The organism is Haloarcula vallismortis ATCC 29715 (assembly GCF_000337775.1).
GTDB lineage: Archaea > Halobacteriota > Halobacteria > Halobacteriales > Haloarculaceae > Haloarcula > Haloarcula vallismortis.
The window spans coordinates 39,973-54,958 of sequence record NZ_AOLQ01000059.1; the positions used below are offsets into that span (position 1 = coordinate 39,973).

The following is a 14,986-nucleotide window of genomic DNA, read 5'->3' on the forward strand; positions in this document are numbered from 1 at the left end:
CACAGATGAACACAGTTATCCCGAGCGACGGATAACGCGAGGGCAATGGTTCACATGCACACGGGCACGGTGGTAGCATGCGCGTAGTCGCCAAGTTCGGCGGGACGAGCCTCGGTAGCGGTGACCGCATCAACCGGGCCGCAGACTCGATTGCCGCTGCTGTCCAGCAAGGCCACGAGGTCGCAGTCGTCGCCTCGGCGATGGGCAACACGACTGACGAGCTGCTCGACGAGATCAACTACGACGCCGACTCCGCGGACCGCGCGGAGATCGTCTCGATGGGCGAACGGACCTCTGTCCGGATGCTCAAGGGGGCACTCGCCGCCCGCGGTATCGAGGCCGTCTTCCTCGAACCCGGCAGCGAGGACTGGCCGATTATCACCGACGAGTACGGCGAGGTCGACGTCGAGGAGACACAGAAGCGCGCTCACGCGCTCGCCGGCCAGCTCAAGGACGTCGTCCCGGTCATCACCGGCTTCTTGGCCGAAGACTATCAGGGCAACGTGACGACGCTTGGCCGTGGCGGCTCTGACACGAGCGCCGTGATGATGGGCGACTACATGGACGCTGACGAAGTCGTCATCGTCACCGACGTCGAGGGCGTCATGACCGGGGACCCACGGGTCGTCGAAGGCGCGCGGAACGTCGGCAAGATATCCGTCGACGAACTCCGCTCGCTGTCGTTCCGCGGGGCCGAGGTGGTCGCGCCGTCGGCGCTGTCGTACAAGAGCGACGACCTCGGCGTTCGCGTCGTCCACTACCAGCACGGCGATCTGCTCTCCGGTGGCACGTCCATCGAGGGCGAGTTCCAGAACCTTATCGACCTGCAGGAACAGCCAATCGCCTGTGTGACCGTCGCTGGCCGCGCTATCCGGAACAGCCCGGGCATCCTCGCGGACCTGTCGGGTGCTATCGCTGACGAGGAGATCAACATCGAGGCCAACTCCTCTGGGATGGACTCGTTGACGTTCTACGTCGACGAAGACGACGCCGAGGAGGCCGAGGCACTGTTGCACGCCCGCATCGTCGACGATGAGACGCTCTCGTCGGTCACCGTCGAGGACGAGATCGCCGTCATCCGCGTCACCGGCGGCGACCCGAGCCAGTCGGCGCTGGCCCATCAGGTTATCGAGCCGCTGGCCGACGCCCATATCCACCTCTACGACGTGATTACGTCTGCGACATCGGTTTCGGTGTTCGTTCCGTGGGAGGACCGCGAACAGGCCCTCTCGCTCGTCCAGGACGTATTCTGAACGCGGAGTCCTTTCTAATCGGTTGAGGAGGCCTGCTCGAACCGGCTCGCGGGCAGCAGGAGTTCGCTGACTTCTGGCAGGTGTTTCAGATTGTAGACGATTTTCGCGTTGTCAGACACTGGTGCGGCGATACACGACAGGCGAATCCCCTTCTCAGTGAGCTCGGGCGGGAGAATGTGGCTCGCCGGCGACGGCATCTCGCCCTCGACGACTGCCACCGCGCAGTTCGTACACGCGCCGCCACGGCAGGCAAACGGCCACGCGAAGCCGTTCTTTTCCGCCGCTTCGAGCAGCGTGTCGTTTGGATCGACGTAGAACCGTCCGAAATCAGTCGACTGCAGGTTCGCGTCGCCGGCTTTCTCAAACAGAGCCTCGTCTTCGAGTGCCCAGCCGTGGTCCTCAAGCACCTCGAAGTTGAGAAACTCCACCATCGGATCGTCCGGCTCCGGCGGGGCCTCCTCGGCCTCGGGCTCTGCCTCCGCTGTCTCGTCGGGCAGCGGGTCCCCGGGCTCGTAGCCGTTCTGCAGCCGTTCGTAGGCTGTCTTGACTGCCTGAAACTCAGCCGTCGACCCACCCTGATCGGGGTGTGCCTCCTTCACCCGCTCGCGGTACGCGTCGACGATCTCCCCGTCGTCGGCGTCCGGCGTGATTCCGAGGACCTCGAATGGGGACTCCACACCACACAGTAGCGGTCACGGACATAAATCCTCTCCTCCCGCTGCAGTATCTGCAGGCTACGGATGCCGGGCGACGCGCTGTTCCCGGGCTACCGCCCCTGCGTCAACCGGAAGCCGATTTCCCGCGGTAGGTCAGCGTCGGTAACCGCATCGATGACCGCGCTCGTGTCGTAGGCCACGCGGTGCTCCTCGACGCTCAGGTCCGCGAGGTCGAGTACGGCGTAGGCGGCCCGGTGGTCCCTGTCGCGGGGCTGGCCCACGCTGCCGGGGTTCAGCACGACGCCGCCATCGTACACTTCGTGGTGCTGCTGGTGTGTGTGGCCCATCACGAGGACGTCCTCATCGCCCAGCAGGTCCGGGCCGAACTCCTCGGGGAACGTGTAGTGGTCCGGGTCGTCCGGATGGCCGTGGACGAGCTTCACACGGCCGTCACACACTCGTCGCTCGTCAGGTAGTGCTGCCAGCCATTCCAGTTGCTCATCGGACAACTGTTCTGTGGCGTGTTCGACGCCGGCCTGCGCCATCCCGTTGAACGCAAACGGCGTCTCGGCGGCGACGGCCCTGTCGTGGTTGCCCATCACTGTCGGAATTTCGTCGGCCGGCCATGGAACGTCGTCCGGGAGCGTTGCCGACTTGCCCCGCATCGCGTCGACGCAGTCGGCGTGCCAGGGGTTGTAGCCAACAACATCGCCCGCACAGACCAGCCTATCCACCGATGGCATATCCGCAAGCACCGCCGCTAGCGCCACCCGATTACCGTGGATATCAGAGAGGATTCCAAGCTTCATTGCTAGTGTCTACCCCCTGTGGGGTCTTGAGTGTCGGTCTCGGCTCAGTATCTGTGTCCGCTGTGTGGCCATCCGTTCACTCCCCGTTGTACACTGCCACGTCGAACTCGCCTCCCGAACCCGTGACGCCGGCCGAACAGACGGCGTGTTCGTACTCGTGGTCGTACACCTCGCGGGCCGCTCCGCCAGCGTCGGTCGCGGTCAGGTCGAACGCAGTCGGGCTGTTCTCCTCGTAGGTCGCCACCAGCGTCGGCTCGGTGACCTCCTCGACGAGCAGCGCGTCCCGGCGAACGGTTCCGATGACTGCACCCGGCCCGTCGGCGTTCGTCGTCGGGTCCGCCGCGTCGACGCCGACGATGCCGGCAACCCGCGGCGTGTCGTAGTCATCCTTCTCGAAATCGAGCGACAGCAGCGGTTCGGCAAGGGCGTCTCGCGCCGGATAGCCCAGTTCGAGCTTCTCGGCGATGGGGTCGACGTGCGACCCGTTCCCGACGACTGCGCCCCGCTCGGTGACGCGGACGCCGTTGTAGGAGATGTAGGGGTTGTCCGTCTCCGGGGCGTCCGGCGTCGGTTCGACGGTCACCGTGCCGTCGCGCTTTACTGTCTGGCGGTTGGGGAACGAGCGCGAGGAGACGCGGTACGCGCCGACCTCGGGACTGACGACGACGAATCGTCCGACGTACATACACGAGTGTGCACGGCACCCCGAAAAAGTGCTATCGATGTCCGGCCCCGCGTTGCCATCTGCGGTAAAATCAGGTCGAGAATTTGAGAACTGGTGGCACAAGGCATGCGGCGATGAATCGCGCAACGCTTACAAAGGGGCACCCGATACTGTAGAGTGCACACAGTCCATTGGGGTAGAGGCCAATCCTGAAGCCTTCTGGGGGCTTCGACCCTGGTTCGAATCCAGGATGGACTATTTCTGCGGCGAGCAAACTCGCGAGCTGCGAAATTGTAATTACTGGAATCGAACCCTGCCAGTCGCACGTAGCGAAGCGAGCACGTCTGGCTTCGGTTCGAATCCAGGATGGACTACTCTTGTCGCGAACAAACCGTGAGCGACAGCGTCGTTATTAGTGGATTCGAGCCCTGAAAGACGAGCGAAGCGAGTCTTTCCGTGGTTCGAATCGGCTATTCCACTCGATACCCCGGGCCCTCGCATACTTGTGGCTCCCGTTCGGAGACATTGTATGGCACCGACGCACGTCCTCGTCCCGCTGGACGGGTCACCGCTGGCTGACGAGGCGCTGACCTACGCGCTGGAGACGTTCGACTGTCGGATTACAGTTCTGAACGTCGTCGCGCCCCTCGATACAGGGATGAGCGAAGGCGGGATGCTCGAACCGGGCGCAGAGCGCCGGGCGGCGGCCGACGAGCGGGCGACGAATCTCGTCGAGCGGGCGTCACGAGAGGCCAACGAGGCCGGCAAGCAGGTCGAGACGGCCGTCGAGACCGGCGACCCAGCTGAGACGATTCTGGGCTACGTCGAGGAGACCGACGCGGACCAGGTGGTGATGGGCGGCCACGGGGGGACCCGAAACGAGATTGTCCGGCGGTTGTTGGGGACCGTTGCGACAGCGGTTGTCAGCGAAGCGCCGGTGACAGTGACGGTCGTCCGATAGTCACGAACGCCGACGACCCGGCGGCATGCAGGCACCGTTTACGCTTGACTGCCGAGAGCCGCTTCCAGTACCTGGTACACGCCGAAGCCGATGACGACGCTGGTGACGAGCGTGATAAGCCAGAAGCCGACAGTCACACCGATTTTCCGGCGGGAGACGCCGGCGGAGCCGCCGGCCAGCCCGCCGCCGATGACTCCGGAGATGATGATGTTGTTGAACGAGATAGGGATGCCAAGCGCGATGGCGGCCTGGGCGATGATGAAGCCGGGGACCAGCGCCGCGATGGACCGGCGGACGCCGAGCTGTGCGTACTCGCGAGAGGTCGCCTGCAGTAGGCGGGGTGCGCCCATCCATGCCCCGCCGAGGATACCTACTGCACCGAGCGCCAGCAACACAAACCCGGGCAGACCGAGTTCGGCGCGGTAGAGGTTTTCCAGCGGGCCGGTCGCGAGGCCGACCTGACTGCCGCCACTGGAGAAGGCAACGACGCTGCCGAGAACAACGAGAAAGGTCTTGATACCCTTCTCGACGGACGCCTGGGTCTGCAGGCGGATGTAGTAGAAGCTCCCGGCGGCGACCAGTAGCGTCGCTGCGACGGCGGCGATATCCGTTCCGACCACCATTCCGGCGAAACCGGCCAGCGAGCCCTGGTCAGTGCCGGCCGGCGACGGGATGATGCTCAACTGGACGTTGGCGACGATCCCTCCGACAACGCCGGCGAGCAACGGGACGCCGACCGTTTCGGGGATGTCGTCTCGACGCAACACAGTCGCGGTGAGATAGGCCAGGCTCCCCGAGACAGGCGGGACGAGCAGCCAGAAGGTCGCGATGCGGCGATAGGTGTCGAAGACGGGGTCGCCGCCGAGCGAGAGGCCGACGCCGACCATCGCGCCCGTCGTCGCGAACGCCGCCGGAACGGGGTAGCCCGAGTAGATGCCGAATGCCATGAACCCAGTCGCGGTCAGCAGGCCGGCGACTGCCGCCAGTGAGGTGATTGCAACGCCGTCGATGAGGCCGGCACCGACCGTCTCCGAGATGCTCCCGCCCTGTGTCAGCGCGCCCAGCGCGGCGAGGATGCCGATCAGGAAGGCGGCGCGCATCGTCGAGATGGCGTTTGCACCGATAGCCGGGGCGAACGGCGGTGAGTTGCTGTTCGCACCGAGTGTCCAAGCCGTCACCAGGCCGGTGACCGTCGCGAGGGCAACCAGTGCCCAGAAGACGAGGGTAGTCACCGCGTGTCCGGCCCCGTCAGGGCCTGCCAGTTGCTGCTGTGTGAACGCGACCAGACTGTCATTGCCAGCCGTTCACACCCAGTACATAAAATGTCCGCGGCGTCGGCAGCGAACGGTGATCGGCCCGCCTTGCCATGGTTTGTCGCCGATGTGGCTAATGTGCGACACCGAAGTCTTTAACGCCCATCGACACCGCTGGTGGGACATGTCACAGCGACGGCGCACGTTCATCAGTAGTGTCGGTACCGCAACTGCAATCGGGCTAGCCGGCTGCCTCGGCGGCGATGGTGGAGACGGCGGCGGCGACGGTGGCGACGGTGGCGACGGTGGAGATGGCGGCGACGGTGGCGATGGCGACAGCGGTCCGGCCGCTCGTATCGGAATGGTGTATGCGACGGGCGGGCTCGGCGACGGGTCGTTCAACGACCAGGCCCAGACCGGCGCTATTCGAGCCGCGGACGAACTGAACATCGAATACGACGAGTCTCAGCCCGAAGCGGTACAGGACTTCGGCAGCCTTCAGCAGCAGTACGCACAGTCCTCGAACCCGGACTACGATCTGGTCTGCTGTATCGGTTTCCTGCAGGCGGACGCCCTCACCGAGAACGCCGAACAGTACCCGGAGCAGGACTTCATGATCGTGGACTCCGTCGTCGAGGCGGACAACGTCGGCTCGTACGTGTTCGGTGAGCATCAGGGCTCGTTCCTCATCGGATTGATGGCCGCGAAGCTGACCAGTCAGGACTTCTCGGCTGGAGCCGGCTCCACGCAGAGTGACTCCGCGAGCGTCGGCTTCGTCGGCGGCGTCGAGGGTGACCTCATCGGTCGCTTCGAAGCCGGCTACAAGGCCGGTGTCAAGCATGCGGAGGAGGACGTCGACATCCAGACAGCCTACGTCGGCGACTTCAACGACCCGTCCGGCGGGCAGGAGGCTGCTCTCTCGATGTACGAGTCCGGTGCGGACATCGTCTACCACGCGGCCGGCAACACCGGGACTGGCGTGTTCCGGGCGGCCCAAGAAGCGGAGCGCTTCGCAGTCGGCGTTGACCGTGACCAGTCCGTCACCAAAGAGAACTTCAGCGACGTCATCCTCGCGAGTATGGTCAAGCGCGTCGACAACGCTGTGTACACGTCGGTCGAATCCGTCGTCAACGACAACTTCGAGGGCGGCGCTGTGAACACGCTCGGCCTCGAACAGAACGGTGTCGAAGCGGTGTACGGCCAGCAGCTCGGCTCGGAAATCCCACAGAGCGTCAAAGACGAGGTGTCCGAAGTTCGCCAGAGTATCATCGACGGCGACATCAGCGTTCCGACCGACCCCGAAAACGCCTGAGACGGAGCAGTGGCACAGTGTACCGGTCTGGGCCGGCTCTGAGGCCGGCACCGCCGGAGACAATCCACACTCGTCCGTCTGAGTCACCGCGGCCACACACGCAGTTGCCGCATATTTTTGGCAGACATGTGGAACCGTGAAGTTAAAACACCGGGACGGTAACGGCTCAGAGTATGGAACAGGCCGTCCACCTCGATGGTATTACAAAGCGGTTTCCGGGGGTAGTCGCGAATGACGACGTCGATCTGGCGGTCGAGAAGGGGACGGTTCACGCACTGCTCGGCGAGAACGGTGCGGGAAAAACCACCCTGATGAACGTCCTCTACGGGCTCTATCAGCCCACCGAGGGGACGGTCAACGTGCACGGCGAGACACAGCAGTTCGACTCGCCGCGCGACGCCATCGACGAGGGTGTCGGTATGATCCACCAGCACTTCATGCTGGTCGATCCGATGACCGTCACCGAAAACATCACGCTTGGGAACGAGCCCCGCAAGTGGCTTGGTCTCACGGTCGACAGCGATCAGTCCCGAAAACAGGTCCGTGAACTGTCCGAGCGGTACGGGTTCGACGTGGACCCCGACGCCCGAATCGAAGATGTCGGTGTCGGCGTCCAGCAGCGAGTCGAGATTCTCAAAGCGCTCTATCGTGGTGCGGATGTCCTGATTCTGGACGAACCGACGGCCGTACTCACACCGCAGGAAGTCGACGACCTCTTTCGCGTGCTCGAAGAGCTGACCGATCAGGGCAAGACGATTATCTTCATCACGCACAAGCTCGGCGAGGCGATGGAGGCTGCTGACGAGATAACTGTCCTTCGCGAGGGGAAAAACGTCGGGACGGTCGCAGCCGACGATATCACTCGGGAGGAGCTGGCCGAGATGATGGTCGGCCGGGAGGTGCTGCTCGACCTCGACCGGGACCCCGCCGAGCCGGGCCGGTCTATCCTCGACGTCGAGAACCTCGTCGTGGAGGACGACCGCGGCGTCAATGCGGTCGACGGGATTTCGCTCGAGGTCCGGGCCGGCGAGGTGCTCGGCATCGCTGGCGTTGACGGAAACGGCCAGTCGGAACTGGTCGAGGCAATTACCGGGCTTCAGCTGCCTGACGAGGGAACGATCACGTACGACGGCGTCGACCGGACTACCGACAGCCGCCGGGAGCGCATCGAGGCCGGACTGGCCTACATCCCGGAAGACAGACAGGAACGGGGGCTGGTGATGGACTTCGACCTCGTCGAGAATGGCCTGCTGGGAAGCCAGCACGCCCCCGACTACTCCTCGAAGGGCCGCATCGACTGGGACTACACGCGCGACCACGCGGAGGAGATAATCGAAGAATACGACGTTCGGCCGCCGGATGCCAACGCCCACGCGAAGTCACTCTCCGGCGGGAACCAGCAGAAGTTCGTCGTCGGTCGGGAGTTCGCCCGGGACCCGCGTCTCGTCGTTGCCTCTCACCCCACTCGCGGTGTGGACGTGGGGTCGATGGAGTTCATCCACGACCAGATCAACGCCCTCCGAGAGGCGGGCCGAGCCGTCTTGCTCATCTCCTCGAATCTGGATGAGGTCCAGTCACTTTCGGACCGGCTTGCCGTCGTCTACGAGGGCGAGATCGTCGACATCGTCGATCCCGAGCGCGTGACCGAGGAACAACTCGGACTGCTGATGGCCGGGGAGCAACCTGACGCCGCCCCGACCATTGCGGCGGACGGGGAGGGACACCAATGAGCGATAGCGACCCGTCACGGAACGGCGACAGCACATCGACGCCGGACGCGGACGACCGGTGGTCACAGTATCGACAGCGACTCATCAGACTGGGCCAGACCTCTGTCGGCGAGCGGATCCTCATCGCTGTCTCGGCGCTGGTGCTCTCTATCGTTGTCGGGACGGTCATCGTCACCGCCGCGGGACTGATGGCGACGTGTCGCTCGCCGGTGCTCACGTTCGGTTCCACGACGCTGTGTTACGACCCGTTCTACGTATTCAATCGGCTGTTCCTCGGCGCACTGGGCGATCCCTTCGCCGGCGGCTGGTCGCCGCTGAACGCGCAGTTCGCGGCAACGCTCCGGGAGACGACGATTCTGGTCTTTACCGGGCTCTCGGTGGCCTTAGCGTTCCGTGCCGGCATCTTCAACATCGGGACGCAGGGCCAGCTTATCATCGGAGCGCTGGCGGCCGCACTGACGGTGCTCTGGGCGGGCTCGCTCGTCTCCGGGACGATCGCACTCGTCCTGTTCATTCCGCTCGGGCTGCTCGCCGGCGCGATTGGCGGCGGTCTCTACGGTGCAATACCCGGCGCGCTGAAAGCCTATGCCGACGCAAACGAGGTGATTACCACTATCATGCTCAACTTCGTTGCTGTCCGAGTAACCCTGTATCTCGTCCGGAACCAGTTCGCCGACCCGACGAGTCAGGCGACACAGACCCGGACGCTGCCCGTCGAGGGGCAGTTCCCGTCGATCCTGTTCGACCCGCGGACGGACTTCTCGCTGCTCGCGCTGCTGATCGCGCTCGCGTTCGTCGGGGGCGTCTACTACCTGCTTGAACACACGGCCTTCGGCTACGATCTGCGAACCGCCGGCATTCAGCCCGCAGCCGCGGAGTACGGCGGCGTCGACTCCGCCCGAACGATCCTGACCTCGCTGACGCTGTCGGGCGCGCTCGGCGGCATCGGCGGGGCCGTGTTCGTGATGATGACGCTCGGGAAGTTCCAGACGGGTATCCCGAGCTACGGCTTCGACGGAATCACTGTCTCCATCCTCGCCGGCAACAACCCCATCGGGGCCGTCTTCGCCGCGCTGCTGTTTGGCGTCCTCAAGTCCGGTTCGAACGTGGTGGCGTTCGCGACCGACGTGCCGCCACAGCTGGTTGGCGTCCTCCGGGGGCTCATCATCCTGTTCGTCGCGATGCCGGAGTTCTTCCGTATCATCGGCCGGCGGCTCGCAGCGCGCGAGCCCGACAGTCCGGCCGCCGCGACCGCGGGAGGTGGTGCTGATGACTGACGACAGTGCCATGAATCGACTCTCGTCAATGTCAGGCCGGCTGTTCATCGCCGCCGCGGCGTTCCTCGCACTGGCCGTCCTCGCCGGTTTCGGCCTCTTTGCACCGGAGTCGACTCTCGGCCAGATATTCTGGGTACTGGCCTCGAAATCGACGCTGTCATCGACTCTGCGGCTCTCGGTCCCAATCGTGCTGGCCGCGCTGGGCGGCATCTTCGCCGAGAAGAGCGGTATCATCAACATCGGGCTCGAAGGCCTGCTCATCATCGCAGCCTTCGCAGCCATCTTCGGGGCTGATGTCACCGGCTCGCTGTGGCTCGGGTTCCTCATCGGCATCGTCGCGTCGACGCTGCTCGCCGGCGTGTTCGCCGTCGTCTGTATCGAGTTTCGCGCCGACCAGATTATCGCTGGCTTGGCTGTGTGGCTTATCGCGCTTGGCCTCGCCCCCTTCGCCTCGCAGGTGTTCTACGGCGGGCCAAACACCAGCAGCGTCGGCACCTTCGATACAATAACCGTCCCGACGCTTGCCGATATCCCGTTTTTCGGCGCGCTGTTCGACGCCTCGCCCGCGGTGTACATCATGTTCCTCGCCGTGGCGGCGTCGTGGTACGTGCTGAACCGCACCACCTTCGGCCGCTGGGTCCGGGCCGCCGGCGAGAACCCGAAGGCGCTGGACACCGCCGGCGTCGACGTGTCCCGCGTCCGCTACGCTGCTGTCCTGCTGTCCGGCGTCCTCTCGGGGATGGGCGGAGCCGCGCTGGCAATCAACATCGGCCAGTTCACCGGCAACGGCCCGACGATGGTCAACGGCAAGGGGTTCATCGCTATCGTCGCGTACCTCTTTGGCAACTACAACCCGGTCGGCGCGCTGCTGTCGACCACGCTGTTTGCCGGCCTCGACGCAGTCCAACTGCGCCTCCAGACCGCCGACGTGATTGCCGTCCCCGACTCGCTGGTCCAGACTATCCCGTTCGTCGCGGTCATCGTCGTGCTCGCGCTGGTGGGCAAGACTCGCCTGCCCGAAGCCGCCGGCGAGCACTACGAGTCCGGCGAGGAGTAGTCTGATTCTATGTAACTGTTTACCGCGACAACCGCCCGATTTGTGGCAACGTAATCCGATCCGTACGCAACGCTGTCGAAGATGAGGGGCGACCTCGATGGTTGAGAAACGGTTAACGAGGAGCATGAGAAAGTCAGCGTGTGACTGACGATATCGCGTATCCCTCTGTCGAACTCGTCTTTGGTCTCCACGAACAAATCGTGGGAGAAGGCGAGATCACGGAACCGGGGGTCCGGTCGGAGGACGCGGTTGCATCCGCGCTGCAGTACATCTCGGAAGGGTTCTTCGGGGAGGTTCCTGAGACAATTCATCACAAAGCGGTCCATCTGATGCGGCTACTTGTTGCGGAACTCCGTTCGTCGACGGAAACAAGCGAACAGCACTCCGGGCGGTGGTGGTCTTCTATATGATGAACGGATACACGTTCGACTACGGTGATGAAATTCGAGCCCTCTTGCACCGGTTCGCAACTGACGAAGCCGCGGTCGACACAGACACGGCGGTCATCTACTTTCGAGCGTGTGCTCGCCGCAACTGATAAAGGGACACACTGGATATAATCAGACAGAAAATGGCGTCTAGCACCGATTCCTCAACGCCAGTCGACGACGAGGTCAGCCAGCTATACGAGCGGTATCAGGCGGCCGAAAGTGATGCCGAACGTCGCGAGATCGCCTTGGAGATGGGGAAGCTTGACGGACGCCGCCACGCGGATATCTATGCAGCACTTGAAAACGAGTGATACGGACTGTTGTACGGTGCTGTGACAGTTGCCCGCAGTCGGGGCTTTTAATCCGTATCTGTTCGGGCACGCTTTTCGTGACCTGACCGACACTGGCTAGCCGAACACTCATGTGCGCGGACGGCACACCACGAAGTAGCAAATGTCGCGCCGATATGACCACGCGCGGGTCCAGGAGTACTGGCAGCAGGCCTGGGAGCGAGACGGCGTCTTCGAGTGCCCGACCGACGCCGACGACCCGACCTACGTGCTGGGGATGTTCCCCTACACCTCCGGGTCGTTGCACATGGGACACATCCGGAACTACGCCATCACCGACGCGTACGCTCGATACCGGCGGATGGCCGGCGACGACGTACTTCACCCGATGGGATGGGACGCCTTCGGCCTGCCGGCGGAGAACGCCGCATACGAGCGAAACACCGACCCCGAATCCTGGACCCGAACGTGTATCGACCAGATGAAAGACGACCTCCGGGAGATGGGCTTTGGCTACGACTGGTCCCGGGAGATCACCACCTGTGACCCCGAATACTACCAGTGGAACCAGTGGCTGTTCACCCAGTTCTACGACGAGGGGCTGGTCGACTACGGCGCGGCGACGGTGAACTGGTGTCCGGATTGTGAGACAGTACTTGCCGACGCACAGGTCGAGACACCACCGGAAGCCGACGAAGGCGAGACGACCGCCGGCACCGGCCACAGCCACACCCACGGCGGCGGCGTCTGCTGGCGCTGTGGGACTGGCGTCGAGCAACGGGACCTCGACCAGTGGTTCTTCGCCATCACTGACTACGCCGAAGAGCTGTATCACGGGCTGGACGAGCTAGAGGGATGGCCCGATGGCGTCCGGGACAGCCAGCGCAACTGGATCGGCCGCCAGGAAGGAGCGCGCGTTGCTTTCTCCGTCGGCTACGACGACCACGACACCGTCGAGGCGTTCACGACGCGGCTCGATACGGTGTACGGCGCGACGTATCTGGCGTTGTCGCCGGGCCACGACCTCGCGCGGGCGCTGGCCGAGACGAACGACGCTGTCGCCGAGTACGTGGAATCAGTGGCGAATACGGACGACGCTGGGATGAGCGGCATCGAGACGGACCTCACTGCAACCCACCCCTACACCGACGAGGAACTGCCGGTGTACATCGCGGCGTACGTCCTCGACGATGTGGGCACGGGCGCGGTCATGGGCGTGCCGGCCCACAACGAGCGGGACCACGCCTTCGCCGACGAACACGGCCTGCCCGTACAGCAGGCCGTCGAACCGGTCGACGGCAGCGGGACGGACCTGCCACACGCGCCCTACACCGGCGATGGGATGCTCACGGACAGCGGCGAGTACGACGGCCTCGCCAGCGCCGCCGCCCGCGAGCGACTGCGCGAACACGACGCCGCTGAGGAGGCGGTGACCTACCGCCTGCGGGACTGGCTCATCTCCCGGCAGCGCTACTGGGGGACGCCGATTCCTATCGTCCACTGCGACGACTGCGGCCACGTCCCGGTCCCCGAGGAAGACCTGCCGGTGGAACTGCCAGAGTACGTCCAGACGACAGGCAATCCCCTCGACGCCGCCGAGGAGTGGAAGCAGACGACCTGTCCCGACTGCGGGGCCGACGCGGTACGAGAGACGGACACGATGGACACGTTCGTCGACTCCTCGTGGTATTTTCTCAGATATCTCTCACCGCACTTCGAGTCAGCTCCCTTCGACCAGCAAACTGCCGACGAGTGGCTCCCGGTTGACGTGTACGTCGGCGGCGAGGAACACGCCGTTCTCCACCTGCTGTACATCCGCTTTTTCACTCGGGCGCTGTCAGATATCGGCCTGCTGGACCGCGAGGAACCGGTCGAGCGACTCATCAATCAGGGGACGGTGCTTCACAGCGGCGAGAAGATGTCCAAGTCGAAGGGCAACGACATCGCGCCCCACGAGTACGGGGCCGAGACGACGCGGCTGTTCGTCCTCTCGGCGGCCCACCCCTCTCAGGACTTCGAGTGGACCGTCAAGGACGTCTCGTCGGCATACGACTTCCAGCAGACGCTGTATCGGCTCGTCACCGAGTACACCAACCAGACCGAGACCCGCACCGAGAGCGCCGACCACGACGCGTACTTGGAGCGGGAAATCGACCGGACAATCGCCGCTGTCACCGAGGAGTACGACCGCTTTCGCTTCCATCGAGTCATCGGCGAAATACAGCGCTTTGCACGCCTACTGGGCCGCTATGCGGGCTACGACCGCCCCTACCAGTTCGCCTACAGCCGGGGCCTGCGAGTGCTCGCCGGCCTAGTCGCCCCGATTGCGCCGTTCCTCGCCGAGGAGATGTGGCAACTGCTCGACGAGGACGGCCTCGTCGCCGAGAGCCGGTGGCCGGAACCGCTCCGGGACGTGGAGGACTACCGTATCGAGCGGCAGGTCGTTCGGCGGACGCTTGACGACGTGCGCGAGATCACAGAGGTCGTCGACATCGACGAACCCAACGAGATCGAACTCGTCGTCGCCGCCGACTGGAAGTACCGCGCCTACGAGATAGCCCGCGAGTCGGACCCCGACGACGCCATCGTCGGTGAAATCATGGCCGACGAAGCGATCAAACAGCACGGCGACACGGCCGCCGACTTCGCCGACCGCCTGGCCGACCGCGGCGCGGGACTCGAACCGATTATCGACGGCCAGCGCGAACTCGACACGCTCCAGCAGGCCGCGTGGCTGTTCGAGGACGAGTTCGGCTGCAACGTGGTTGTCCGGCGGGCGTCACCGGACGACGACCTCGCGGCCAAAGCCCGCCCGAACAAGCCCGCGATCCACATCTCCTGACTACTCGGTCGCGGCCGCGTCGCGGGTGGCCTCGTGCGCGTCGGTCACCGCGTCGACCAATCGCTCCCGCTGTTCGTGATATATCAGGTGTGAGCGACAGTCACAGTCCGAGCAGCCGAAGGCGTCGACGTGGTCGAACCCCGCTGTCGTCGGCCCGTCGACCCGCTGAGCGACGGCACATTCGATGTCGGCCTCGGTCGTGACGACCCGGTCGACGGTTGTCGCCGCGTCGCCAAGCAGGTAGTCGATGTGCCAGTGCCGGGTGTCGTTGTCGCCGGCGGCGACCGCACGGTGACGGTCGATGCGGCCGAAGCCGCCGCTTCCCAGCGCGCTCCCGGTGTAAGCGTACCAGCCGACTGGGAACTCAATCTCGCCCAGCGCGCCGACCGTTATCGGCCCGCCGGCGTCCCGTTCGAGTACCAGCGTGTAAGTTCCGCCGGGCATGCGCCCG

The 14,986-nt window shown here is 64.5% G+C and carries 13 protein-coding genes and 1 pseudogene; 9 read left to right on the top strand and 5 right to left on the bottom strand.

Going from position 1 to position 14,986, the window contains the following annotated elements; all coding sequences use genetic code 11:
- Window positions 1–77: 77 nt before the first annotated feature.
- Window positions 78–1,253 (top strand): aspartate kinase, encoded by a 1,176-nt coding sequence (locus C437_RS13990; protein WP_004517627.1) that lies wholly within the window; start codon window positions 78–80, stop codon window positions 1,251–1,253.
- A gap of 14 nt (window positions 1,254–1,267) precedes the next feature.
- Here C437_RS13990 and fer read toward each other — a convergent pair whose 3' ends face one another.
- The 3 genes from fer to C437_RS14005 all read right to left on the bottom strand — a co-directional run bounded on the left by fer (window position 1,268) and on the right by C437_RS14005 (window position 3,403).
- Window positions 1,268–1,930 carry a ferredoxin Fer gene (gene fer / locus C437_RS13995; RefSeq protein ID WP_004517628.1) on the bottom strand — a complete coding sequence of 221 codons (663 nt, stop codon included), beginning with the start codon at window positions 1,928–1,930 and terminating at the stop codon, window positions 1,268–1,270.
- An 89-nt stretch (window positions 1,931–2,019) separates the two neighbouring features.
- Window positions 2,020–2,718, bottom strand: coding sequence for a metallophosphoesterase family protein (locus C437_RS14000; RefSeq protein ID WP_004517629.1), 699 nt, complete (start codon window positions 2,716–2,718; stop codon window positions 2,020–2,022).
- 76 nt (window positions 2,719–2,794) lie between these two features.
- Entirely contained in the window at window positions 2,795–3,403 is a 609-nt protein-coding gene (locus C437_RS14005; protein WP_004517630.1) for an IMP cyclohydrolase, read from the bottom strand.
- Between the two features lie 508 nt (window positions 3,404–3,911).
- On the opposite strand from C437_RS14005, the gene C437_RS14015 reads away from it, so the two are divergent.
- A complete protein-coding gene (locus tag C437_RS14015) occupies window positions 3,912–4,343 on the top strand; it encodes a universal stress protein (protein WP_004517631.1) in 432 nt (143 codons plus the stop codon).
- Window positions 4,344–4,381: 38 nt separating this feature from the next.
- Here the strand turns inward: C437_RS14015 and C437_RS14020 are convergent, their stop codons facing one another.
- Complete coding sequence (locus C437_RS14020) at window positions 4,382–5,575, bottom strand: inorganic phosphate transporter (RefSeq protein WP_004517632.1); 1,194 nt, start codon at window positions 5,573–5,575, stop codon at window positions 4,382–4,384.
- Window positions 5,576–5,732: 157 nt separating this feature from the next.
- On the opposite strand from C437_RS14020, the gene C437_RS14025 reads away from it, so the two are divergent.
- From C437_RS14025 to leuS, 7 genes and pseudogenes are all read left to right on the top strand, one after another.
- A complete protein-coding gene (locus C437_RS14025) occupies window positions 5,733–6,908 on the top strand; it encodes a BMP family lipoprotein (RefSeq protein ID WP_079992056.1) in 1,176 nt (391 codons plus the stop codon).
- A gap of 173 nt (window positions 6,909–7,081) precedes the next feature.
- Window positions 7,082–8,638 carry an ABC transporter ATP-binding protein gene (locus tag C437_RS14030; RefSeq protein WP_004517634.1) on the top strand — a complete coding sequence of 519 codons (1,557 nt, stop codon included), beginning with the start codon at window positions 7,082–7,084 and terminating at the stop codon, window positions 8,636–8,638.
- A complete protein-coding gene (locus C437_RS14035; protein ID WP_004517635.1) occupies window positions 8,635–9,915 on the top strand; it encodes an ABC transporter permease in 1,281 nt (426 codons plus the stop codon). Before C437_RS14030 ends, C437_RS14035 begins: the two co-directional genes overlap by 4 nt.
- Window positions 9,916–9,925: 10 nt before the next feature.
- On the top strand, window positions 9,926–10,972 hold the full coding sequence (locus C437_RS14040; protein WP_049919823.1) for an ABC transporter permease: 1,047 nt from the start codon (window positions 9,926–9,928) through the stop codon (window positions 10,970–10,972).
- Between the two features lie 140 nt (window positions 10,973–11,112).
- Window positions 11,113–11,510, top strand: a pseudogene (locus tag C437_RS14045) (type II toxin-antitoxin system death-on-curing family toxin).
- 33 nt (window positions 11,511–11,543) lie between these two features.
- Window positions 11,544–11,714, top strand: coding sequence for a hypothetical protein (locus C437_RS20675; RefSeq protein WP_004517637.1), 171 nt, complete (start codon window positions 11,544–11,546; stop codon window positions 11,712–11,714).
- 142 nt (window positions 11,715–11,856) lie between these two features.
- A complete protein-coding gene (gene leuS, locus C437_RS14050) occupies window positions 11,857–14,535 on the top strand; it encodes a leucine--tRNA ligase (RefSeq protein WP_004517638.1) in 2,679 nt (892 codons plus the stop codon).
- Here the strand turns inward: leuS and C437_RS14055 are convergent, their stop codons facing one another.
- Window positions 14,536–14,979 (bottom strand): GIY-YIG nuclease family protein, encoded by a 444-nt coding sequence (locus C437_RS14055; protein ID WP_004517639.1) that lies wholly within the window; start codon window positions 14,977–14,979, stop codon window positions 14,536–14,538.
- Window positions 14,980–14,986 lie beyond the last annotated feature (7 nt).